General features: G+C 68.8%; 18 protein-coding genes. 5 read left to right on the top strand and 13 right to left on the bottom strand.

What is annotated here, in order from left to right:
• Positions 1-90: 90 nt before the first annotated feature.
• The 10 genes from R5H32_RS03380 to R5H32_RS03335 all read right to left on the bottom strand — a co-directional run bounded on the left by R5H32_RS03380 (position 91) and on the right by R5H32_RS03335 (position 13,881).
• Positions 91-2,220 (bottom strand): BTAD domain-containing putative transcriptional regulator, encoded by a 2,130-nt coding sequence (locus tag R5H32_RS03380; RefSeq protein WP_318337266.1) that lies wholly within the window; start codon positions 2,218-2,220, stop codon positions 91-93.
• Between the two features lie 194 nt (positions 2,221-2,414).
• Positions 2,415-3,632: an ABC transporter permease gene (locus R5H32_RS03375; protein WP_318337265.1), complete on the bottom strand. Its 1,218-nt coding sequence runs from the start codon at positions 3,630-3,632 to the stop codon at positions 2,415-2,417.
• Positions 3,633-3,637: 5 nt separating this feature from the next.
• Positions 3,638-5,284, bottom strand: coding sequence for an ABC transporter permease (locus R5H32_RS03370; protein ID WP_318337264.1), 1,647 nt, complete (start codon positions 5,282-5,284; stop codon positions 3,638-3,640).
• A gap of 89 nt (positions 5,285-5,373) precedes the next feature.
• Positions 5,374-6,468, bottom strand: a complete 1,095-nt coding sequence (locus tag R5H32_RS03365) for an extracellular solute-binding protein (RefSeq protein ID WP_318337263.1) — start codon at positions 6,466-6,468, stop codon at positions 5,374-5,376.
• 109 nt (positions 6,469-6,577) lie between these two features.
• On the bottom strand, positions 6,578-7,684 hold the full coding sequence (locus R5H32_RS03360; RefSeq protein ID WP_318337262.1) for an ABC transporter ATP-binding protein: 1,107 nt from the start codon (positions 7,682-7,684) through the stop codon (positions 6,578-6,580).
• A gap of 222 nt (positions 7,685-7,906) precedes the next feature.
• Positions 7,907-8,152 carry a MoaD/ThiS family protein gene (locus R5H32_RS03355; protein ID WP_318337261.1) on the bottom strand — a complete coding sequence of 82 codons (246 nt, stop codon included), beginning with the start codon at positions 8,150-8,152 and terminating at the stop codon, positions 7,907-7,909.
• Positions 8,152-10,392: a xanthine dehydrogenase family protein molybdopterin-binding subunit gene (locus tag R5H32_RS03350; RefSeq protein WP_318337260.1), complete on the bottom strand. Its 2,241-nt coding sequence runs from the start codon at positions 10,390-10,392 to the stop codon at positions 8,152-8,154. The genes R5H32_RS03355 and R5H32_RS03350 overlap by 1 nt, the downstream gene beginning before the upstream one ends.
• A gap of 1 nt (position 10,393) precedes the next feature.
• Positions 10,394-10,870 (bottom strand): (2Fe-2S)-binding protein, encoded by a 477-nt coding sequence (locus R5H32_RS03345; protein WP_318337259.1) that lies wholly within the window; start codon positions 10,868-10,870, stop codon positions 10,394-10,396.
• The gene (locus R5H32_RS03340) at positions 10,867-11,730 is read right to left on the bottom strand and encodes a xanthine dehydrogenase family protein subunit M (protein WP_318337258.1); all 864 of its coding nucleotides are present in this window, start codon (positions 11,728-11,730) and stop codon (positions 10,867-10,869) included. Before R5H32_RS03340 ends, R5H32_RS03345 begins: the two co-directional genes overlap by 4 nt.
• A gap of 111 nt (positions 11,731-11,841) precedes the next feature.
• The gene (locus R5H32_RS03335; protein WP_318337257.1) at positions 11,842-13,881 is read right to left on the bottom strand and encodes an NADH:flavin oxidoreductase; all 2,040 of its coding nucleotides are present in this window, start codon (positions 13,879-13,881) and stop codon (positions 11,842-11,844) included.
• Positions 13,882-14,038: 157 nt separating this feature from the next.
• Between R5H32_RS03335 and R5H32_RS03330 the strand changes: the two genes are divergently transcribed.
• Positions 14,039-14,665 (top strand): TetR/AcrR family transcriptional regulator, encoded by a 627-nt coding sequence (locus R5H32_RS03330; RefSeq protein WP_318337256.1) that lies wholly within the window; start codon positions 14,039-14,041, stop codon positions 14,663-14,665.
• Between the two features lie 3 nt (positions 14,666-14,668).
• On the opposite strand, the gene hemE is transcribed toward R5H32_RS03330, so the two are convergent.
• The gene (hemE, locus tag R5H32_RS03325) at positions 14,669-15,694 is read right to left on the bottom strand and encodes a uroporphyrinogen decarboxylase (protein WP_318337255.1); all 1,026 of its coding nucleotides are present in this window, start codon (positions 15,692-15,694) and stop codon (positions 14,669-14,671) included.
• A gap of 110 nt (positions 15,695-15,804) precedes the next feature.
• On the opposite strand from hemE, the gene hemC reads away from it, so the two are divergent.
• Complete coding sequence (hemC, locus tag R5H32_RS03320; protein WP_412098987.1) at positions 15,805-16,737, top strand: hydroxymethylbilane synthase; 933 nt, start codon at positions 15,805-15,807, stop codon at positions 16,735-16,737.
• 79 nt (positions 16,738-16,816) lie between these two features.
• Here the strand turns inward: hemC and R5H32_RS03315 are convergent, their stop codons facing one another.
• Positions 16,817-18,235 carry an FAD-binding oxidoreductase gene (locus R5H32_RS03315; protein WP_318337253.1) on the bottom strand — a complete coding sequence of 473 codons (1,419 nt, stop codon included), beginning with the start codon at positions 18,233-18,235 and terminating at the stop codon, positions 16,817-16,819.
• A 180-nt stretch (positions 18,236-18,415) separates the two neighbouring features.
• Here R5H32_RS03315 and R5H32_RS03310 point away from each other — a divergent pair, with 180 nt between their 5' ends.
• Positions 18,416-19,099: a YceI family protein gene (locus R5H32_RS03310; RefSeq protein WP_318337252.1), complete on the top strand. Its 684-nt coding sequence runs from the start codon at positions 18,416-18,418 to the stop codon at positions 19,097-19,099.
• Positions 19,100-19,114: 15 nt separating this feature from the next.
• Here the strand turns inward: R5H32_RS03310 and R5H32_RS03305 are convergent, their stop codons facing one another.
• Positions 19,115-19,729 carry an arylesterase gene (locus R5H32_RS03305; RefSeq protein ID WP_318337339.1) on the bottom strand — a complete coding sequence of 205 codons (615 nt, stop codon included), beginning with the start codon at positions 19,727-19,729 and terminating at the stop codon, positions 19,115-19,117.
• Positions 19,730-19,808: 79 nt separating this feature from the next.
• On the opposite strand from R5H32_RS03305, the gene R5H32_RS03300 reads away from it, so the two are divergent.
• Together R5H32_RS03300 and R5H32_RS03295 are read left to right on the top strand one after the other, a co-directional pair.
• Complete coding sequence (locus tag R5H32_RS03300; RefSeq protein ID WP_263333684.1) at positions 19,809-20,507, top strand: ABC transporter ATP-binding protein; 699 nt, start codon at positions 19,809-19,811, stop codon at positions 20,505-20,507.
• Positions 20,504-23,032, top strand: a complete 2,529-nt coding sequence (locus tag R5H32_RS03295) for an ABC transporter permease (protein WP_318337251.1) — start codon at positions 20,504-20,506, stop codon at positions 23,030-23,032. Before R5H32_RS03300 ends, R5H32_RS03295 begins: the two co-directional genes overlap by 4 nt.
• The last annotated feature ends 20 nt before the right edge of the window (positions 23,033-23,052 follow it).

Here is a 23,052-nt window from a genome sequence, read left to right as displayed (position 1 = left end):
CGGTCAAGCCGCTCTCAAAGAACGCCTGAAACCGGCTTTCCTGACAGATTTTCGTGACGGGCGGTGTGCGGGGAGGCGGCCGCGCCGGTACTACTCGGCCGATCGCTCCGGTTGCTGCGTTGCGGCCCGCTCCGGCAATCCGGCCTTGCGCAAGTCGTCCAGATATCGTCGCTCGTCCGCCGGATCGCGGTACTTGCCGCGGAAATTGAGCCACACCGCCTCGATCGAATAGTCGGGATAGGTGTCGAGCAGGCTGCCGATCTCGTGCCGCGCGGCGTCGAGGTCGCCGCGGCAGACATGAATTATCGCGAGATCGCGGCGGGCGAGCGGCGGCATTCTTGATATTTCGTTCATCGCCCGCAGGGCGCCGTCGCAGTCGCCGCGCAGCCAGCGGATCCAGCCGAGATTCCATTCGTACCAGTCCGGGTGAAACGGATCGAGGCGGCTCGCCCTGAGTACCAGATCCTCGGCCTCTTCGGTCCGCCCGGCATATCCGAGCGGCTCCGACAGGGAGGCCATGACCATCGTCGCGTTCGGATTGAGCTCAAGCGCGGTCTCGTAGCGGGCGATCGCGGCGTCAAGCTCTCCGGCCTGAACGTGCACATAGGCCATCGCTTCATGGGAGGCGTAATCGTTGGGGGCGAGATCGAGCGCCTTCCGCGCCGTATCCCGCGCCGCCTTAAGCGCCTCGTCGCGGCTGAGGTCCGACCACCCCCAGCGGTAGCCGTTGAGATGGACATAGGTCAGCCCGACATAGGCCAGGGAAAAGGTGGGATCGGCCCGCAGGGCGGCAAGGTTCGCCTGCCGCGCCTTCTCGGTTCCCTCGCGCGTGAACTCATGGAAGTACTGACGCGCCTCCAGTTGCAACTGATAGGCGTTCAGCGTGGCGGGGTCCGCGCGTTTGGCCTCCTCTCCGGTGCGTATCTTGAGCTTGGTGACGACGGTTGCCGCGACAGTATTCGTGATCTCGTCCTGCACGGCAAAGAGGTCGAGAATGTCACCGTCATAGCGTTCCGCCCAGACGTGACTGCCCTCCAGCGCGTCGATGAGCTGGGCGGTGATGCGCAGCCGGTCGCCGTCCTTCTGCTGGCTGCCCTCCAGAATGTAGCGCACGCCCAGGTCGCGCGAGATCCGGCGCACATCGGTGGCGGTTCCGCGATAGTGGAAGCTGGAGTTGCGGGCGATCACGAAGAGCTCGGGAAAGCGCGAGAGGTGATGGATGATACCCTCGCTGATCGCGTCGCTGAGATAGCCCTGATCCGCGCCCGCGCTCAGGTCGTCGAAGGCGAGAACGGCGATGGAGGGCTTGTCGGGAAGCGGATAGGCCATGGTCGCGGCATCGACCGGTTGGAACTCCGGGCGAGTCTGCACGATGTAGGCCCCCGCCGCGAGCAGGGCCACAAGTGCGGCGCCGGCGGCGCGGATCCAGAGAGCGGGTCTCGGGCCCGGAGCGGGTCGTTCGGGCGTTGGCTTGCTGGACGGCGTCCGCGGCGCGGAGCGTTGCTCGAGGATGCGCTGGTAAAGCCCGGTCGTCTCCGCCTCCGGTTCGGTCCCAAGCTCGTCAGCAAGGCTTTCGCGCAACCGCTCGTATTCGTCGCTGGCGGGTCCAATCTGACCGGCGGCCGCGTGGTGGGACATGAGGCTGCGCGCAGCCGTCTCGCTGTAGGGATCGAGCTCCTGCAGCCTGTGGGCGGTCGCGACGATCTCCTCCTCGTGGCCCTGCGCCGTTTGCAGCGCCAGAAGCCGGGTCAGCGCGTCGATGGCTTCCAGACGCAGGCGCCGCTCCTCGGCAAGCTGCCAGTCCCCGAACGCCGGCGTCGGCGCCGGAAAGCCGTCCAGAAACGGGCCCGCATAGAGCTCCCGCGCCGCCAGGAGGTCGTCGTGGTCGCTGCTTCGGGCGCGCCGGGAAAACTCCGGCGCGTCGACCTCGATATCGGCGGTCGAGAGGCAGATCGTCTCTGGGTTAACCGAAATAACGTCCGCATGGTCTCCGAGTGCCTTGCGCAAGGCGTAAATCGCCTGACTCAGGGATGCGTTCGCCTGTTTCTGGGCGCTGTCGCCCCAGAGCAGGCCGCTGGCCGCTTCGCGCCCCACTGGCGTGCCCTGTTGGAGCGCAAGCCAGGCGACAAGGGCGCGCACCTTGCGGGGCAGGGGCAGCGGATCCTTGCCGCCGATCCCCACCTTGAGCGTGCCCAGCAACTGTATTTGAAGCCTTGCCATCCTCCCAGAACGCGCATCCCGTCGTGTGGTCCAGTCTAGCACACATGCGGCGGCAATATCGGCCCCCCGGATGGCCACGCTCGCGGACCGGCCCGCCAAAGCGGTTTGTGCCCTTCCGCTCGGAACGCGGCCACTGTCCGGTCAAACGAAAAGGCCGGCCCGAAGGCCGGCCTTTCCTTTCGGTTCCGACCGCCTCAGGTCGGGCTCATGCCGCGCAGGCGTTCCGAGCGTCTGCGCAGGAGCTCGAGCGTGGCCAGTAGGAGGACCGAGAAGGTGACGAGCACCGTCGCCACCGCGAGGATCGTCGGCGAGATCTGCTCGCGAAGCCCGATGAACATCTGCCAGGGCAGCGTTTTCTGTGCCGCCGAGCCGACGAAGAGGACGACGACGACCTCGTCGAAGGAGGTGATGAAGGCGAAGAGACCGCCCGAGATCACGCCCGGCAGGATGAGCGGCATCTGCACCTTGAAGAAGGTGCGGACCGGCCCGGCGCCCATGTTCGCCGCCGCCCGCGTGAGCGACCGGTCGAAGCCGACGAGGGTCGCGGTGACGGTGATGATGACGAAGGGAATGCCGAGGACCGAATGGGCGAGGATCACCTTGACGTAGCCGATGAAGTCCTTCGACATGCCGAGATTGCCTTCCATCCAGTTGCCGAGCTTGGAGTAGAAGAAGAACATTCCGGTGGCCGAGATGATCAGGGGCACGATCATCGGCGAGATCAGGACCGCCATGATCGCGCGGCGGCCGGGCACGTGGCTCTGGCTGAGGCCGATCGCGGCGAGCGTGCCGAGCGAGACCGAGATGATCGTCGCGAGGGGCGCGATGATGAAGGAGTTCTTCAAGGGCCGCGTCCAGTCCGGATTGCTGAAGAAGTCGCGGTAGTGCTTCAGCGAATAACCCTCGGGGTCGAAGGCCAGCATCTTCGGCGTGAAGGTGAAGAAGTCCTGGGCGTTGAAGCTCAGCGGCAGCACGACGACGATCGGCGCGATCAGGAAGAAGAAGATCAGCCCGCAGATGAACTTGAAGCTGTTGCTCCAAAGGACGTCGCCGGCGGTCGCGTAGGACGGGACCGAGCGGCGGTAGTCGCCGGTCGAGAGCCAGTAGGCGAACCAGCTCAGGACGAGGCCGATGATCGCCCCGGCGACGAGGCCGGAGGTGCCGGCCATCGCGAAGCCGGCGATGCCGGCCACGGCGGCGGTGCCGAGCCGCCCGGTGCGGCGGTCCGGCACGAAGCTCGCGAGCACATAGCCGAGCGCGGCGGAGAGCACTGCGCCGGCCAGGGCGCCGATCAGCGGCTGGCCGTGGGCGGTGCCGACGATGTAGCCGAAGCCGAGGCCGGCGGCCGCCATCAGGGGCAGGGTGAAGCCGGTGAGGCTCGGGGTCGGGATTTCGGAATGAAGGCTGCTCATGTCGGTTACCCCAGCTTCACGTTATCGATGCCGACGATCTTGTCGTAGACGTAGTAGAGCAGCAGCACCGCTCCGAGCAGGATCGAGCCGAGCGCCGCGGCAAGTCCCCAGTTCAGCGAGGACGAGATGTGGAAGGCGATCCGGTTCGAGATGAAGACGCCCTGGGTGCCGCCCACCAGTTCCGGCGTGATGTAGTAGCCGATGGCGAGGATGAAGCACAGGATCGCGCCCGCGCCGATGCCCGGCACTGACTGCGGGAAGTAGACCCGCCAGAACGCCGTCCAGTTGGTCGCGCCGAGCGACTTGGCCGCGCGTAGGTACGAGGGCGGAATGGTCCGCATCACCGAGTAGAGCGGCAGGATCATGAACGGCAGCAGGATGTGCGTCATCGCGACGATCGTGCCGAACTGGTTGTTGATCATCACCAGCCGGTTCGCGTCATCGACGAGGCCGAGCCAGACGAGGATGTCGTTGATCACGCCCTGCTGTTGCAGCAGCACCTTCCAGGCCGAGGTCCGCACCAGAAGCGAAGTCCAGAACGGCAGGAGGACGAGGATCATCAGCACGTTCGCCGTCGAGGCGCGCAGGTTGGCGAGAAGCCAGGCCACCGGATAGCCGAGCAGGAGGCAGCAGAAGGTGATGAGCATCGACATCCACATCGTACGCCAGAACAGCTTGAGGTAGATGCGCTGCTGCTCGGGCCGGGTCTGGACCCCGTCGACGCCCTTTTCGAGGTCGACCGCGTTCAGGAAGTAGCCCGGCGTGTAGTTGCCGCTGTAAAGGCGGATCGTCTCCCAGTTGCTGACCTTGTCCCAGTCCTTGTCGATGCCGACGAAGGTCTCCTTGTAGGAGAAGGGCTCGAAGCTGGCGACGGCCGTGGCGGCGGGGGCGAGAAGCCCCGCGCTCGGGCCGCCCACGGCGGCGAGCGCCTCGGGCGAGGCCGTGGCGAGGTCCTGCGCCAGCGCGGTGAAGAGGGCGGGCCACGGCTTGGTGTCTGGCACGCCCTTGCGGCCGGTGTTCTGGGTGTCGCGGGCGAAGATCCGGTAGGCCTCCGCGGTCAGCGGCAGCGCGTCGGCCGCCTCGCTGCGCGGGGCGAAGCGCGGCTCGCGCCCGCCGTCTTCCTTGGCGGCGGCCCATTCTGCCTGTTTCTCGAGCCAGGCGTCCGAGCCCATGAGCGCGGCCCAGGTCTCGCCGTCCTTCCACGCCTTGTCGGCGTCGGTGAAGCGGTCCATGAACTCCTTGCCGATGTCGTCCGCGCCGCGACCGGTCTTGCGGAAGAGCGAGGAGATGCCCGGATCTTCGTAGTTCAGTCGCGAGCCGAGCTTGGTATGGATCTTCTGTTCGGCCGCGACCTGGAAGTCCACCCCGAGGGCGGCGAAGACCGGCTCGTCCGGCGAGGCGCCGGATTTCGGATCCCAGTCCTTCAGGGCGCGCACCGTGTTGGGCAGCGTCTCGGCGACGATCTGGTTCTCGACCGAGCGGAACAGCATGTCCGCAATCGGCGCGATGAAGGTCACCAGCACGAAGATGAGAAGCGGCGCGATCAGCATCAGCGCCCGAAGCTTCTGGCGCCGGAGCGCGCGGGCGAGGCTCGTCTTCAGCGGCGTGCCGTCTGCGGCCCGCATCGGGCCGGTCTGGGTTGTGTCGCTCATGTCTCCCCCGTCAGAGCTTCTGGTTCTTCAAAGTCACAAACGAATGGGGTGGAAGGGGCCCGGAGGCCCCTTCCGAAGGCGTTCGGCGATTATTGCGCCAGCCAGGCCTGGAACTTGGCGTCCAGGTCGTCGCGGTTGTCAGCCCACCAGCCGTAGTCGTAGACGTGGACGTTGGTCGCGTTGGCCGGGTCGGTCGGCATGTGCGGCGCCATGTCGATGCCGAGATCGGCGTGCTGGCCGACGAGCGGCGCCGAAGAGGCGCGGGCCGGGCCGTAGGAGATGTACTTGGCCTGGTCGGCCAGACGCTGGGTGTCGGTCGCGAACTTCAGGAAGTCCATGACGGCGGCTTCCTTCTCTTCGGACAGGCCCGCCGGGACGATCCAGCCGTCGAGGTCATAGGACTGCATGTCCCACAGCATCGCGATCGGCTGGTTCTGCTCGGCGATCGCCGAGAAGAGACGGCCGTTGAAGGTCGAGCCCATCACGACTTCGCCGTCGGCGAGGAGCTGCGGCGTCTCGGCGCCGGCGGTCCACCACACGACGCTGTCCTTGATCGTGTCGAGCTTGGCGAAGGCCTGGGCCTGGCCTTCATCGGTGCCGAGGACGTTGTAGATCTCTTCCTTGGCGACGCCGTCGCAGTAGAGCGCCCATTCCATGTTGTCGATCGGACGCTTCTGCAGCGAGCGCTTGCCCGGGAACTTCTCGAGGTCGAAGACATCGCAGACCGAGGTCGGCGCCGTGTCGCCGACGAGGTCGGTGCGGTAGCCGAAGGTGGTCGAATAAACGATCTGCGGGACGAAGCAGTCGTTGTTCAGCGTGGCGCCGAAGTCGTCGGTGGCCGAGGTGCCGTCCGGCGCAGCGGCGAGTTCGGTGTCGAAGTCGATCTCGCGGGCGAGGCCCTCGTCGCAGAGACGGATCGAGTCGGAGACGGTCACGTCCACCAGGTCCCAGGTGATGTTGCCGGCTTCGTTCATCGCGCGGAGCTTGGCCACGGCCTCGGCCGAGCTTTCGTCCCAGATGATGTTCACGTCCGGATTCTCGGCCATGTAGGGCTCGGCGTAGGCCTTGAGCTGCGAGGTCTGGTAGGCACCGCCCCAGGACACCAGCGTCAGGTCGAGGGCAGACGCTGCGCCGGCCACGAAGGTCAGCGCGGTCGTCGCCAGAAGGGTCTTCGTCACGTTCATTGCATACTCCCTATATGCTCCCGAATGGTTGATCTGGCCCCCGCTCCGGGACAAGCTGTCAGGCCAAACTGATTGCGGGCGCGGCGGCATGCGCCCCGCGCCCGGAAGTTCAGGCGTCGAGCGCCCGGCAATCGGTCGGCAACCAGCCGATCTCGATCTGGCTGCCCGGCTCGAGCCGCACCTGGTCTGGCGCGTTGCGGGTCTTGACGATGAATTCTTCGTTGCCCGCGACCTTGAGCCGGGTGCGGAAGATGTCGCCCATGTAGATGAATTCGAGTACTTCGGCCTTGAGCGTGTGGGCGCCGGGCTGGAGCCGGGCCTTGTTGAACTCGACCCGCTCGGGCCGGATCGAGACGCGGGTGCGCTCGCCCGGCTTGGAGACGTTGACGGGCTTCGCGTCGATCAGTTCGCCGTCGTCGAGCTGGATCAGCGCGACGTCGCCCTTGATCTCCTTCACGGTGCCGAGCAGCGTGTTGTTCTCGCCGATGAACTGGGCGACGAAGCTGTTTTCCGGCTCTTCGTAGAGCACCGCGGGCGGGGCGAGCTGCTGGATCCGGCCGTCGTCGAAGACCGCGATGTTGTCGGACATCGTCAGCGCCTCGGTCTGGTCATGGGTGACGTAGACCGTGGTGATGCCAAGCTCATGCGCGAGGCGGGTGATCTCGAACTGCATGTGCTCGCGCAGCTGCTTGTCGAGCGCGCCGAGCGGTTCGTCCATTAGGACCAGTTCGGGTTCGAACACCAGCGCGCGGGCCAGCGCGATCCGCTGCTGCTGGCCGCCCGAGAGCTGTGCCGGGCGGCGGCCGCCGAAAGCGCCCATCTGCACCATGTCGAGCGCGCGCTTGACCTTCGTCTCGCGCTCGGACTTGCCCATGCCGCGCACTTCGAGCGGGAACGAGAGGTTCTCGGCCACGGTCATGTGCGGGAAGAGGGCGTAGTTCTGGAACACCATCCCGATGCCGCGCTTGTGCGGCGGGATGTTGTTGATCGGACGGCCGCCGAGCTTGATCTCGCCGTGGGTCGCGGTCTCGAACCCGGCGAGCATCATCAGGCAGGTGGTCTTGCCGGACCCCGACGGCCCGAGCATCGTCAGGAATTCACCCTTTCCGACCGAGAGGTTCAGGTCTTTGACGACGAGCGTCTCGCCGTCATAGCTTTTCTGTACGTGCTCAAACGAAACAAATGCGGGCGAACCGCTTGCTTTGGCGCTGGTCAATGTCGGGCTCCCCGTTGGTGTATTGGTGTCTTCTTTACCCGTGTCGTGACTAAATCGGAACCGATCCCCATTTTCAACATGTTGTTTCAGTCCGGTGTCTGGAACCGTGTTTCCCTTGCGGCATGGGTAAAGTTTGTTCGTATTGCGACGGAATGGTTCCAAGAAGCGACGTGATTGCGTCAACCCGTCGCGGATTCGATTCGCTGCAATGCCGGTGCCGCATCATCCGCCGGTCATGTAGGGCATGAGCACAACCTCGCTGTCCGGTCCGATCTCGGTGAACCAGGCCTCGCGGTAGATCACGCCGTCGAGCGACAGCGAGATGCCGCGCGCGATCTGGGGTTTGAGGCCGGGATATTCGGCCGCGAGCCGGTCGAGGAGCTGCTTGAAATTCGCCGCCTCGACCTCGACCTCGGCGAGCCCGCCGGTTGCCTGCCGGAGCGAGCCCCAGAGCAGGACCTTGACCATCAGGAGCCCCCGAGCGCCTTGAGGATGCGCGGTGGCGACATCGGCAGTTCGCTCATGCGCAACCCGATCGCGTGCGAGACCGCGTTCGACAGCGCCGCGAGCGGCGGGACGATGCCGGTCTCGCCGACGCCGCGCACGCCGTAGGGATGGCCGGGGTTCGGGATTTCGAGGATCACCGTCTCGATCATCGGCAGGTCCGAGGCCACGGGCACCCGGTAGTCGAGGAAGGTCGGGTTCTGAAGCCGCCCGTCCGGCCCATAGATATACTCCTCGTTCAGCGCCCAGCCGATGCCCTGCACCGCGCCGCCCTGCATCTGGCCCTCGACATAGTCGGGATGCACCGCCTTGCCGGCATCCTGGAAGACCGTGTAGCGCAGCACCTTGGTGGCGCCGGTCTCGCGGTCCACCTCGACATCGCAGAGGTGAACCCCGAACGACACCCCGGCGCCATCGGCGTTGACCTCGTAATGGCCGGCGATGGGGCCGCCGGTCTCGGCGGAGACGGCGGCGATCTCGGCCAGCGTCATCGGCGGGAACTTCCCGGCATTGGGGCCGGCGGGTACTGCCGCGCCGTCCTTCCACTGGACGGCTTCCTCGTCGATCCCCCAGATCTTCGCCGCGCGGGCGCACATCTTCCTGACCGCGTCGCGCGCGGCCTTGATCGTGGCGAGGCCCACCGCGAAGGTCACGCGGCTGCCGTCGGTCACGTCGTTGTAGCCCAAGGACGAGGTGTCGGCGACGATGGTGCGGATGTTGTCATAGGGAATGCCCAGTTCCTCGGCAGCCATCAGGCTGATCGAGGCGCGCGATCCGCCGATGTCGGGGTTGCCTTCGGTGATGCCGACGGTGCCGTCGGTGTTCACGTTGAGGCTCACGCAGGTATTGCCGCCGAAGTTGAACCAGAAGCCGCAGGAGAGGCCGCGGCCCTGGTTCGGGCCGAGCGGCGCCTTGTAGTGCGGGTGCGCCTTGGCGGCTTCCAGCGTCGCGACAAGCCCGATATCGGGGAAGGTCGGCCCGTAGGAGGATTTCGTGCCCTTCCGCGCGGCGTTCTTCAGGCGCACATCGAGCGGGTCGAGGCCGAAATGCTGGCAGAGTTCGTCGACGACGCTTTCGACCGCGTAGATCGCGACCGGCGCGCCCGGCGCGCGGTAGGCGGCTTCTTTCGGGCGGTTGGTCATCACCGACCAGCCATAGGTGCGCACGGCGTCGAGGTCATAGGCCGCGAAGGCCGCCTGGGTGCCGAACTCGGTCGTGCCGCAGGGGAAGGCGCCGCCCTGATAGCGCAGGGTCGCTTGCGCTGCCGTGATCCGGCCGTCCTTCGTCATGCCGATCTTGACGTCGGAGGACGAGGACACCGTCGGCCCGGTCGCCCGAAAGACCTCGTCACGGCTCATCACGAGCTTGACCGGCCGCCCGGCCTTCTTCGAGAGCATCAGCGCGACGGGCTCGATGAAGACCGTGGTCTTGCCGCCGAATCCGCCGCCGATCTCGGAGGCGGTGACGCGGAGCTGGCTCGCCTCCATCCCGAGGATCTCGGCGCAGAGCGTGCGGACGTAGAAATGGCCCTGTGTGCAGCACCAGAGGTCGGCTTTGCCGTCCGAGGTGACCGAGGCGAGGCAGGCATGGGGCTCGATGTAGCCCTGATGGGTGGCGGCGGTCTTGAACGACCGCTCGACGATCTTGTCGGCCTTGGCGAAGCCCGCGTCGAGGTCTCCGTGGCCGAACTCGAAATGCGCGGTCACGTTGTCGGAGAAGCCCTTTGGCACGTTCTCCTGCACCCGGCCTTCCTGCACCACCGGCGCGCCGGGCTGCATCGCCGCGTCGACATCGGTGACATGCGGCAGGATCTCGTAATCCACCTTGATGAGCTTAAGCGCCGCCCGCGCGGTCGCCTGATCCACGGCGGCGACCGCAGCGACGGCATGGCCGTCATAGAGCGCGCGGCCGCGCGCCATGCAGTTGTCCTGCACGTCGCGGGTGAAGTCGTCTTCCGGCACGGCGAAGTCCGCGGCCGTGACCACGGCCTTCACGCCTTTCAGCGCGAGCGCCGCCGAGGCGTCGATCGAGCGGATCCGGGCATGTGCATGGGGCGAGCGCAGGATGCGGCCCCAGAGCATGCCGGGCGCGGTGGCGTCGGCCCCGTACATCGCGCGGCCGGTGACCTTGTCGACCCCGTCGGGGCGGCGGACCCTCGTGCCGACCTGCGTGAACTCGCGCTTGCGGTATTCGTCCAAGGACATCTCAGGCCCCCCTCATCTCGGCCGCGGCCGCCTGGACGGCGCGGATGATCTTGTCGTAGCCGGTGCAGCGGCAGAGGTTACCGGCAAGCCAGTAGCGCAGTTCCTCGTCCGTCGGGTCCGGGTTCTTCTCGAGAAGCGCCTTGGCGGCGACGAGGATGCCGGGCGTGCACACCCCGCATTGCAGCGCCGCGCCGTCGATGAAATGGCGCTGCAGGGGATGCAGGTCGTCGCCGTCGGCCATGCCCTCGATGGTCGCGATCTCGGCCCCCTCGGCCTCGGCGCCGAGGACGAGGCAGGAGCAGACGAGGCGGCCGTTGACGGTCACCGAACAGGCGCCGCAATCGCCGGTGCCGCAGCCTTCCTTGGCGCCGGTGAGGCTGAGCCGGTTCCTCAGCACGTCGAGGAGCGTCTCGTCCGGCGCGCAGAGGAACTCGTGGGCGTCGCCGTTGATCGTGGTGGAGACATGGATCTTCGTCATCTGGAACCTCCGGCGCGGGCGTAAGCGATGAGCGCGGCGCGCTTGGCGAGCGTGCCGGCGGTCTTCGTGCGGAAGGCGACGGTGCCGCGCTTGTCGTCGATCGGCTTGCAGACCGCCTCGCAGGCCCGTGCCATCTTGGCGAGGGTTTCGTCATCGAGCCTGGTGCCGACGAGGAGTGCGGCCGCCGCGTCGGCCGCGACCACGGTCGGCGCCACCGCGCCAAGGGCGATGCGCGCGGCCTTCACGGTGCCGCCCGCGTCCAGCTCCAGCGAGACGGCGGCGGAGGCGACGGCGATATCCATCTCGGTGCGCGGGATGAAGCGCAGGTAGGCGTCGGAGGCGCGCTCGGGCCGGGCCGGCAGGAAGATCGAGGTGATGATCTCGCCCTTCTTCAGCGTGGTCTTGCCGGGGCCGGAGGGGATCTCGGCGACCGGGCAGTCGCGCTCGCCCTGAGGCCCGGCGATCCGCGCGACCGCATTCGCCGCGATGAGCGAGGGCACCGCGTCGCCCGCCGGCGAGCCGTTGCAGAGATTGCCGGCCATGGTGCAGCGGCCCTGCACCTGGGTCGAGCCGATGAGCTGCAGGCCCTCGGTCACGCCGGGCCAGAGGGCGCAGAGCGCCGTATGCTCACCGATCTCGGCGCCCGAGACCGCGGCGCCGATGCGGAAACCGCCGGCCTCCGCCGTGATCTCGCGGATCCCGGGGATCTTCTTGATGTCGACGACGAGGTCGGGTTCGACGAGCCCCGAGCGGAGCTGGACGAGCACGTCCGTCCCGCCCGCCAGGACCCGCGTGAGACCGGTTTCCGCCGCCAAAGCGGCAGCGGCCTCGGCGGCGGTTGTCGCAGCCAGATATCGCATATTCCCTTTCCTCCCGACCGTCGTTGCGGCGCGTGGACCGGTCCGTCACCCGAAGGTGCGGACCGGTCCCGAGACGTCACAATACCGCACGAGGCGAAAAGGGGAAGGGCGTCAGACGTCCTTCAGGAAGCGCAGGCCGTCGTAGATCGCCGCATGGGTGTTGCGGGCGGCGACCGCGTCGCCGATCCGGAAGAGCCGGAAGCCGCCCTTCGGGCCGCCGTTCACCGTCTGCGGCTTGCCGACGATGAGCGCGTCGTAGTCGACCTCGCCGAGGTTCACCGACAGGGGCTTCAGCTCGAAATAGAGCTCGTCCATCGGCAGCGTGCCATGGTTCACCACGATCTGGTCGAAGTGTCTCTCCTTGGCGAGCGGCATGTAGTCCGACCCGATCACCGCCTTGAGCTGGTTGCCGTCCTTCGCGACCGAGGTCAGGCGGAAGGTCACGGTGAAGGTCACGTCCCTGTCCTGAAGCGAGCGCATGTAGGGCACGAGGTTCATCGCCATAACGTCCGGGGCGAAGCTGCGGTCCGGCGTCATGATCTCGACCTTTGCGCCGGCCTTCGCGGCAACCTCGGCGGCCTGAAGCCCGGAGTGGTCGCCCGCATCGTCATAGACGAGGACGTTCGAACCCGGCTTCACATCGCCCGAGATGATGTCCCAGGAGGAGACCACGAGATCGTTGCCGGCCTCCAGGACATCGGTCTGCGGCAGGCCGCCGGTGGCGATCACGACCACATCGGGATTGAGCGCGGTGATGTCGGCGGCTTCGGCCCAGGTGTCGAAGCGGAACTCGACGTCGCGGGCGGCGCATTGCGCCATGCGCCAGTCGATGATGCCGATCATCTCCTTGCGGCGCGGGTTCTGGGCTGTGAGCCGGATCTGCCCGCCCGGTTTCGAGGCGGCCTCGAAAACGGTGACGCTATGGCCGCGCTCGGCGGCGACACGGGCGGCTTCGAGCCCGGCGGGGCCGGCGCCGACGATCACCACCTTCTTCTTCTCCGCCGCCGTCGGGATCGTGTGCGGCATCGTCAGTTCGCGGCCCGTCGCGGCGTTGTGCATGCACAGCGCGTCGCCCGCCTGGTAGATCCGGTCGAGGCAGTAGGTCGCGCCGACGCAGGGGCGGATATCGTCCTCGCGGCCCTCGAGAATTTTCTTCACGATATGCGGATCGGCCATGTGCGCCCGGGTCATGCCGACCATGTCGAGCTTGCCGGCGGCGACCGCATGGCGCGCGGTGGCGACATCGGGAATTCGCGCGGCGTGGAAGGTGGGCAGCCCGACCTCGGCCCGGATGCGGCCGGCGAAGTCGAGATGCGGCGCCGATTTCATGCCCTGGACCGGGATCATGTCGGTCATCGCCGGATCGGTATGGATGCGGCCGCGCACGATGTTGAGGAAATCGACATTGCCCGAGGCCTTGAAGAGGTGGCCGATGGCCACGCCCTCTTCCTCGGTGATGCCGCCGTTCTCCTGCTCGTCGGCGGTGTAGCGCAGGCCGATCAGCAGTTTCGGACCGACCCGCTCGCGGATCGCCGCGACGACGTCGAGCGCGAAGCGGGCGCGGTTTTCAAGGCTGCCGCCGTAGGGCGCCTCAAGCTCGTTCGTGAGCGAGGACATGAACTGGTCCATCAGGTGGCCGAAGCATTCGAGCTCGATCCCGTCGAGGCCGGCTTCCGCCATGCGCTCGGCGGCGTCGGCATAGTCGCGGATGATGCGGGCGATATCCCAGTCCTCGATCTTCTTGGGGAAGGCGCGGTGGGCCGGTTCGCGCTGGTGCGAGGGGGTGACGGCGGGCAGCCAGTCGCCCTTGTTCCAGTGCGTGCGGCGGCCGAGATGGGTGAGCTGGATCATCACCGCCGCGCCGTGGTCGTGGCATTCGTCGGTGAGCTTCTTCATCCAGCCCACGACCTCGTCCTTGTAGGCGAGGATGTTGTTGAAGACCGGCGGACTGTCTTTCGACACGGCGGCGGAGCCTGCGGTCATGGTCATGCCGATCCCGGCCTTCGCGCGTTCGACGTGGTAGGCGCGGTAGCGGTCCTTGGGCATCCCGGCCTCGGGATAGGCTGGCTCGTGGCTCGTCGTCATGATCCGGTTCCGGATCGTCAGGTGCTTGAGCTGATAGGGCTGGAGGAGGGGGTCGTTCGAGGCCATGGCGGGTTCCTGTCCGAAGGCGCCCGGGTCGTGTCCGGGCGGTTGCGGAATCGGTTCTACGACGGATTTGCCGGCGATGGAGGGCAAAAACCGACACATGTGTCGATTTTTTTCGACCCGCGCTGCCGCGATCTGGTTATGAAGCGGCATGGAAGACATGGAATCGCTTGGGCGCGGCTGGCGCGGAACCGAGGCGGGCTGGATCGAGGCCGCCTATCAGCTCCTGATCGAAGGCGGGGTGGAGGCGGTGAAGATCCTGCCGCTCGCCCGGCGCCTCAGGCTGTCGCGCACGAGTTTCTACTGGCATTTCAGCGACCGCGAGGCGCTTCTGGCGGCGCTGGTGAAGCGGTGGCAGGAGAAGAACACCGGCAACCTCGTGCGCCAGACCGAGATCGCGACGGCGACGATCAACGAGGCGGTTCTGAACCTCTTCGACTGCTGGGTGACGCCGGAGTTGTTCGATGCCGCGCTCGATGTCGCGATGCGGAACTGGGCGCGCACCGATTACGACCTCGGGCTGTCATTCGAGGCGGCGGACGACACGCGCCTCGCGGCGATCCGGGCGATGTTCCAGCGCCACGGCTACAGCGCCGAGGAGGCCGATATCCGCGCCAACACGGTCTACCTGACGCAGGTGGGCTACCTCGCGCTCGGCACCGCCGAGACGCTCGAGACGCGGCTTCGGCGCATCCCGACCTATCTTCTGACCTTCACCGGCCGTCCCGGATCGGCGGCGGAGCTCGCGGCGTTCAACGCCCGGCACCGCGCCCGGATCGAAAGCTGATCCTCAGCCGCGGATCGCCGTGAGCATCCGGTGGACATTCTCGGGATCGGCGTCGGGCGTGATGCCGTGGCCGAGGTTGAAGATGTGGGGGCCGTTCGAGAAGGCCTTCACGATGCGCCGCGTCTCGGTCACCAGCGCCTCGCCGCCGGTGACGAGGAGCGAGGGGTCGAGATTGCCCTGCACGCAGCCGTCCCTCTGCACGTTCTCGGCCGCCCAGTCGGCCGCGACCGAATTGTCTAGTGCCACGCAATCGGCGCCGGTCGCCTTTGCGAAGCCGACATAGCGCCCGCGCGCCTCGCGCGGGAAGGCGATGACCGGCAGGCCGGGATGGCGCGCCTTGAGCGCGGCGATGATCCGCGCGGCGGGCGTCACGGCGAAATCGTCGAAGTCCCGGCCCTTGAGCGAGCCGGCCCAGCTGTCGAAAAGCTTGATGACCTCGGCTCCGGCCTCGACCTGGGCCGAGAGGTAGTCGATCGTCGCCTCGGTCAGAAGGTCGATGAGCGCGGCGAAGGTCGCACGGTCGGCGGCCTTCAGCGCATGGGCCGGACCCTGGTCGGGCGTGCCGCGCCCGGCGATCATGTAGGTCGCCACGGTCCAGGGCGCGCCGGCGAAACCGATCAGCGTGACCTCCTTCGGGAGTTCGCGGGAGAGGATCCGCACCGTCTCGTAGACGGGTGCCAGCGTCTCGTGGATCGCGTCGCGGTCCTTCAGCCGGGCGAGGTCGGCTTGTCCCGTGATCGTGGACAATCGCGGCCCTTCGCCGGTTTCGAACCAGAGATCGGCACCGAGCGCCTGCGGCAGCAGGAGGATGTCCGCGAAGAGGATCGCGGCGTCGAAGCCGTAGCGGCGAAGCGGCTGCAGCGTGACCTCGGCGGCGAGGTCGGGGTTATAGCAGAGCGACAGGAAATCACCGGCCTTCGCGCGAGTTTCGCGGTATTCCGGCAGGTAACGGCCCGCCTGGCGCATCATCCAGACCGGCGGTACGGGCAGGGTTTCGCCGGCTAGGGCGCGCAGGATCGTCTTGGTCATCTCTCACCTCTCGGCCTCTTTCATCCCGCCCTGCGACGGGATGTCAAGCGGATGCGCCGGCGCGGCCCATTGCAAGGGCATTCTGTCGCGGTTATGCCGGGCTCATGGACATGCCCGACGCAAACCGACCGCTGAAGATCGGCACCCGCGGCTCGCCGCTGGCGCTGGCGCAGGCTTTCGAGACCCGTACGCGCCTGATGGCCGCGCACGGGCTGCCCGATGACGCCTGCGAGATCGTGATCATCAAGACCACCGGCGACAAGGTGCTCGACCGTCCCTTGAAGGAGATCGGCGGCAAGGGGCTCTTCACCAAGGAGATCGAAGAGGCGCTCCTGTCGGGCGAGATCGACATCGCGGTCCATTCGATGAAGGACATGCCGGTCGCCCAGCCCCGCGGGCTGACGCTCGACTGCTACCTGCCGCGCGAGGACGTGCGCGATGCCTTCGTGTCGCCGTCGGCCGGGAGCCTCGCGGATCTGCCCGAGGGCGCGGTCGTCGGCTCCTCCTCGCTGCGCCGGCGCGCCCAGCTTGCCAACCGGCGGCCGGACCTGAGGATCGTCGAGTTCCGCGGCAATGTGCAGACAAGGCTAAGGAAGCTCGAGGACGGGGTGGCTTCGGCGACCTTCCTCGCAATGGCGGGGCTGAACCGGCTCGGCATGACCGGGGTCGCGCGGGGGGCGATCTCGGTCGACGAGATGCTGCCGGCCGTCGCGCAGGGCGCCATCGGGATCGAACGGCGCCTGGCCGACACCCGCGCCGCGGAGCTGCTCGCGGCGATCCACGACCGCGCGACAGGCGAGCGGCTGGCCGCCGAGCGCGCCTATCTCGCCACGCTCGACGGCTCCTGCGAGACGCCGATCGCCGGGCTCGCGATCCATAACGGCGCGGGGCTATTGCTCAGGGGCGAGATCCTGAGGCCGGACGGCTCCGAGGTGATCCGCGGCGAGCGGCGCTGCGGGGTCAGGGACGGGGCCGAGGCCGGGGCGGACCTCGCGCGCGATCTACTCGCGCATGCGCCCGCGGGATTCTTCGACTGGCGCTGAGGTGACTTTGGCCGCGGTGCCGCCCTCCGACCGCAGATCGTGAAGCCGAGCCGTCGTAAGCGGCGGATCGGGGCTGCGGTCAGGTCTGGGGTTCGGGCACGGTCTTTCCCGGATTGAGGATGCCCTTGGGATCGAAGGCCGCCTTCACCGCCCGCATCATGTCGAGCGCCACGGGATCCTTGCGCCGCCGCATCGAGCCGAGCTTCGACAGGCCGATGCCGTGCTCTGCGGAGAAGGAGCCGCCGAGGTCGGCGACGATGTCCTCCACCGCCTCGGTGATCCTGTCGTCGAGTGCCGAGTCCTCGCGGCCGGGGAAGATCGCGAGGTGGATGTTGCCGTCGCCGAGGTGGCCGACCGTGTTTGTCACGGCGCCGGGGGCGAGGGTGTGAAGCCCGTCCTTCAGCCGCGCGAGGAAGGTCTCTACCCGGTCGAGCGGCAGCGCCACGTCGAGATCGACGGCGTGGCCGACCCCGGTCGCGATCTCGGCCGCTGCCTCGCGCCGGGCCCAGATCGCCGCGCGCTGGGCCTCGGACGTGGCGATGACGGCGTCGAGAACCAGCCCCTCCTCGAGCATGGCGCCGAGCGTCTCCTCGAGGAGGCCGGTCAGGGGAACGCTGCCGTCCGCGCCGGGGTCGGTGTCGCGGGGCGCGGTCGCGCCAAGCTCGACGAGGATAGTCACGTCATGGATCTCCGCGAAGGGCTGGCCGAGATCGGGACGCCGGTCGCGGAGCTGCTCCATGTAGTCGCGCGGCATGAACTCGAAAGCCTCGACGAGGCCGCCGGTCGCCCGCTGCAGCCGGTTGAGGAGCGCCAGCGCCGCGGCCAGCGAGGGCGCGGCGAGCATCGCCGTCGCATGGGCGCGCGGGGCGGGAACGAGCTTCATCACCGCCGCGGTGATGACGCCGAGCGTGCCTTCCGCGCCGATGAATAGGCCCTTCAGGTCGTAACCGGAGTTGTCCTTGTGAAGCTCTGACATGAGATCCATCACCCGCCCGTCGGCCAGAACCACCTCGAGCCCGAGGCAGAGCGCGCGGGTGGAGCCGTAGCGCAGCACGTTGGACCCGCCCGCATTGGTCGAGAGCGCCCCGCCGATCGTCGCCGACCCGCGCGCGCCGAACCAGAGCGGAAAGTAGAGGTCCAGCGCCGCGGCCGCGTCGTGGAGGCTCGACAGGATGACACCGGCCTCGACGACGGCGGTCCGCGCCTCGGGGCGGATCGCGCGGATCCGGTTCATCCGTTCGAGCGACAGCATGAGCGCGCCTTCGGCCTCGGTGCCGCCCGTGAGGCCGGTGCGCCCGCCGGCGGGGACGACGGCAAAAGCCTCGGCGCTGGCGAGGCGCAGGATCGCGGCGACCTCCGCGGTCGTGGCCGGGCGCAGGACGGCGCGCGGTTCGGACCGGTACCGGCCGGTCCAGTCGTCGCGGTACGGGGCCATGTCGGCGCCGGTCAGGACGTTCGCGGGACCGACGATTTCGACGAGCCGCTCGATAAGGGTCATGCGGGGAGCCTCCGGATTTCGGGCGCCACTCTCTGGCATGGTCGCGGCATTGGCCAGCGGAAACTAACTCGCGCCGCGCGGGGTGGCGCCGATCCGGAGCGCGGTCCGGACGCGCGCGTTGACAGCCGCCCGAGGCCGGTGGAGCGTGGCCCCCGGAGCCCATGCCGAGGGAGACCACATTTGCCGCCGTTCGCGCGTTCCCGCGCCCTCCTGATCGCCGCCCTCCTAGCCGGTGCGGGCGCCGCCGCCGAGGATCGTCCGGCTATCGTGCCGGTCGCCACGCTCGCGCCCGCGGGGGAGTACCGCCTCGATCCGGCCCACGCGCGTCTCAGCGTCGCGGTGAGCCATCTCGGCTTCTCGAATTACACACTCTTTCTGACCGGACTCGAGGCCACGCTGGCCTTCGACCCGGCCGATCCCGAGGCGATGGAACTGAAGGCGCGCGTCGATCCGGGTTCGGTGCGGACCCTCCACCCCGATCCCGAGGTCGATTTCGACTCCATTCTGGCAGGACCGAACTTCCTCGACGCCGCGCGTTACCCCGAGATCACCTTCGAGAGCCGCTCGGTGCGGCTCGTCGCGCCCGAGCGGGCGGCGGTGACGGGAGACCTGACGCTCCACGGCGTCGCCCGCCGGATCACGCTCAGCGTGACCTTCAACGGCGGCTATGCCGGTCATCCGCAGGATCCCGGCGGGGCGCGGGTCGGGTTCTCGGCGCGCGGCACGATCTTCCGGTCGGATTTCGGAATCACCTTCGGCCTTCCCGCGCCCGGCACCACGCTCGGCGTGGGCGACGAGGTCGCGATCCGGATCGACGCGGAGTTCATCAATCCCGACGCGCCGGGGCCGCAGCTCGGCCCGTGAGGCGCGCCGGGTGCCTCACTCTGCGCTGTCGAGCATGTCCAGCACCTCCGGCCCGAGCCCCTCGACCACGAGCGCCACGCCCTCGGCGTTCGGGTGCAGCCCGTCGGGCTGGATGTAGGCGGCGATCGCGGCGGCGCGATCCTCCTGCGCGAGGATCGGGGCGAGGAAGGGCGGGGCGAGGCGGGCGCCGTGCGCCTCGGCGAGATCGGGATAGATCGCGTCGAAGGCGGCCTTGTAGTCGGGCCCGTAATTGCCCGGCGCCGTCATCGGCACGAGGAGGACCGGAAGCCGACGTTCGTTCGCGCGGTCGAGGATCGCGTCGAGATTGGCGCGTGCCTCCTCCGGCGGCAGGCCACGCAGGAGGTCGTTGCCGCCGAGCGTCACGATCATCGCATCGACCTCGGGCGTCAGCGCCCAGTCGATCCGCGCCAGCCCGCCGGCCGTCGTGTCGCCCGAAACGCCGCCGTTCAGGACCGTGATCTCGGCGCCATGCTCGGCGAGCCAGCCCTGCAGCTGCTGCACGAACCCCTCTTCGGGCGGCAGGCCGTAGCCCGCGGTGAGACTGTCGCCGAAGGCGAGCAGGGTCAGCGGCTCGGCCGCCGCCCCCGCCGGAACGAGCGCCGCAAGCAGGGCTGTGGCGCGGGCGAGGTTGCCAGCGCGCCCCCGGACCCCATATGGATTTGGAAGGCGGAACGGGCGGATAGACCGGATGAGCGAGACGATCCTGAAGATGGAAGCGGCCCGGCTGGTGCTGGAGGGCAATGCCGGACCGCTGGAGATCCTGCGCGGCGTCACGCTGTCGGTGGCGCGCGGCGAAAGTCTCGGTCTGGTCGGTCCGTCCGGGTCGGGCAAGTCCTCGCTCCTCATGCTGATGGGCGGGCTCGAACGCGCCACATCGGGCCGGGTCGAGGCTCTGGGCCAGGACCTGACGGCGATGGACGAGGACCAGCTTGCCCGGTTCCGCCGGGGCAATATGGGGATCGTGTTCCAGTCCTTCCACCTTATTCCGACGATGACCGCGCTGGAGAACGTCGCGATCCCGCTGGAGTTGGCGGGCAAGCGCGACGCCTTCGGCCGCGCGGCGGCGGAGCTGGAGGCGATGGGTCTCGGCGCGCGGATGGATCATTATCCGGCGCAGCTCTCGGGCGGCGAGCAGCAGCGCGTGGCGCTGGCGCGCGCCGCCGCGCCGCGCCCGGCGATCTTCCTCGCCGACGAGCCCACCGGCAATCTCGACGGGGCGACCGGCGAGGCGATCATGGAGCTTCTCTTCGGCCTGCGCGACCGGCATGGCGCGACGCTTATCCTCGTCACCCACGCGCCTGAGCTTGCGGCGCGCTGCGACCGGGTTGTGCGGCTTCTCGACGGGCGGATCGCCGGTGAGGAACTGGCCCGCAAGGTGGCCGAATGACGCTCGCGCTCGCCGCCCGGATCGCCCGGCGCGAGATGCGCGGCGGGCTCGGCGGGTTCACGGTGTTCCTCTTGTGCCTGATGCTCGGGGTCGCCGCCATTGCCGCTGTGGGCACGGTGCGGTCGGCGATCGAGGTGGCGATCCGTGACCAGGGCGCGGTGCTCCTGGGCGGCGATGCCGAGATGTCCTTCACCTATCGCTACGCGAGCGAGGCCGAGCGCGCCTTCATGGAGCGCCGGGCGGAACGGGTGGCGGAGGTCGTCGATTTCCGCTCCATGGCGGTCGCGGGCGAGGGCGAGACGGCCGAACGGGCGCTGACCCAGGTCAAGGGTGTGGACGACGCCTACCCTCTGACCGGGCGGCTGGTGCTCGATCCCGACATGCCGCCCGCCGAGGCGCTGGCGGATGTGGACGGGGTGCCGGGCGCGGTTCTCGACCCGGTGCTGGCCGACCGGCTCGGGCTCGCGGTCGGCGACCGCTTCCGGCTCGGGCTGAAGGAGTTCCGCGTCGCCGCGCGGCTCCTGCGCGAGCCGGACGGCGCCACGTCGGGATTTACCTTCGGGCCGCGCAGCATCGTTCGGAGCGAGGCGCTCGCGGGCTCGGGGCTGCTGGAACCCGGCAGTCTCTTCGACACCCATTACCGGCTCCTGCTGCCGGCGGGGAGCGACCTCGACGCGCTCAAGCGCGAGGCCGAGGCCGCGTTCCGCGACACCGGGCTCCGGTGGCGCGACGCGCGGCGCGGCGCGCCGGGTATGCAGAGGTTCGTGGAGCGGATGGGCTCGTTCCTGGTGCTGGTCGGGCTTGCAGGGCTTGCCGTCGGCGGTGTCGGCATCGGCGCGGCGGTGACCTCCTACCTCGAGGGCCGGGTCGAGACGATGGCGGCGCTAAAGGCGCTCGGCGCGGAAAGCCGCATGATCTTCGCGGTCTATCTCGTCCAGATTGGCATGCTGGCGGGGATCGGCATCGCCCTGGGGCTCGCCCTTGGCGCGGCGCTGCCGGTTCTGGCCGGCCCGCTCATCGCCGCGCGGCTGCCGATCCCGGTCGAGATTGTCGTGGCTTGGCGGCCTCTGGCCGAAGCTGGTGTCTACGGTGCGCTTGCTGCGGCCCTCTTCGCGCTCTGGCCGCTCGCGCGAACGCGGGAGGTGAAGGCGGCGGCGCTCTTTCGAGATCTCGGTCCGGGGCGGCGGCAATGGCCGGGCTGGCGGCTGGGGCTCGTGCTCGCGGCCATCGCCGGTCTCCTGGTGGCCGTGGCCACGTCCCTGTCCGGCGTGCCGACCCTCGCGCTCTGGACGCTCGGCGGCGTCGCGACGGCGCTTGTCGTTCTCGCCCTCGCGGCCTTCGCACTCAGCCGGATCGCCCGCCGGATGGGCAAGCGCGCGCGCGGGCGGCCGGCGCTGCGGCTCGCGCTCTCGGCCATCGGGGGGCCTCGCGAGGAGGCCCGCGCCGTGGTTCTGTCGCTAGGGCTCGGGCTCTCGGTCCTGGCCGCCGTCGGCCAGATCGATGCCAATCTCAGGGGCGCCATCGCCGAGGACCTGCCGGAAGTGGCACCGTCCTATTTCTTCGTCGACATCCAGCCCGACCAGATCGAGGGCTTCCGCGCCCGGCTCGCCGATGACAGGGCGGTGACGAGGGTCGAGGCCGCGCCGATGCTGAGGGGCGTGGTGACCGAGATCAACGGCCGTGACGCGCGCGAGGTGGCGGGCGATCACTGGGTGGTGCGGGGCGATCGCGGTCTGACCTATGCGGCGGTGCCGCCGGAGGGCACGAAGGTGGTGGCGGGGGCGTGGTGGCCGGAGGATTACGCCGGGCCGCCGCAGATGAGCTTCGCGCGCGAGGAGGCCGCGGAGATGGGCTTGAGGCTCGGCGACCGGGTGACGGTGAACGTCCTCGGCCGCGACATCGAGGCCGGGATCACCTCGTTCCGCGAGGTGGATTTCGGCACCGGCGGCATCGGCTTCGTGATGTCTATGAACCCCGCCGCCCTTGCCGGCGCGCCGCACAGCTGGATCGCCACCGTCTATGCCGATCCGACTGCCGAGGCGGCGATCCTGCGCGATCTCGCCTCGGCCTATCCCAACATCACCGCGATCCGGGTGCGCGACGTGGTCGACCGGGTCTCCGAGGCGCTCGCCGCGATCGCCCGGGCGACCGCGATCGCGGCCGGGGTGACGCTTCTGACCGGGGTCGTAGTGCTCATTGGCGCAGCGGCGGCGGGCGAGCGGGCGCGGATCTTCGAGGCGGCGGTCTTGAAGACGCTCGGGGCGACGCGCGGGCTGGTGCTGAGGAGCTTCGCGCTCCGTTCGGCGCTGATGGGGGCGGCCGCGGGGCTGGTGGCCGTCGGGTTTGGCGCCGGCGCGGGCTGGGCGGTGATGGTCTTCGTGATGGAGGGGGCGTTCCGTTTCGAGCCGGTCTCGGCGGTGGCCATCGTTTTCGGTGGCGCGCTGGCGACGCTGGCCGCGGGGCTTCTCTTCGCGCTCCGGCCGCTCGCGGCGCGGCCGGCGCAGGTTCTGCGGGCGCGGGACTGACGGCGAGGCCGGGGGGCGCC

It is taken from the genome of Defluviimonas sp. D31, assembly GCF_033436765.1.
In the GTDB taxonomy this organism is placed as follows: Bacteria; Pseudomonadota; Alphaproteobacteria; order Rhodobacterales; family Rhodobacteraceae; genus Albidovulum.
The sequence above is the reverse complement of the archived record's forward strand: the minus strand, read 5'-3'. Positions and strand labels throughout refer to the sequence as shown.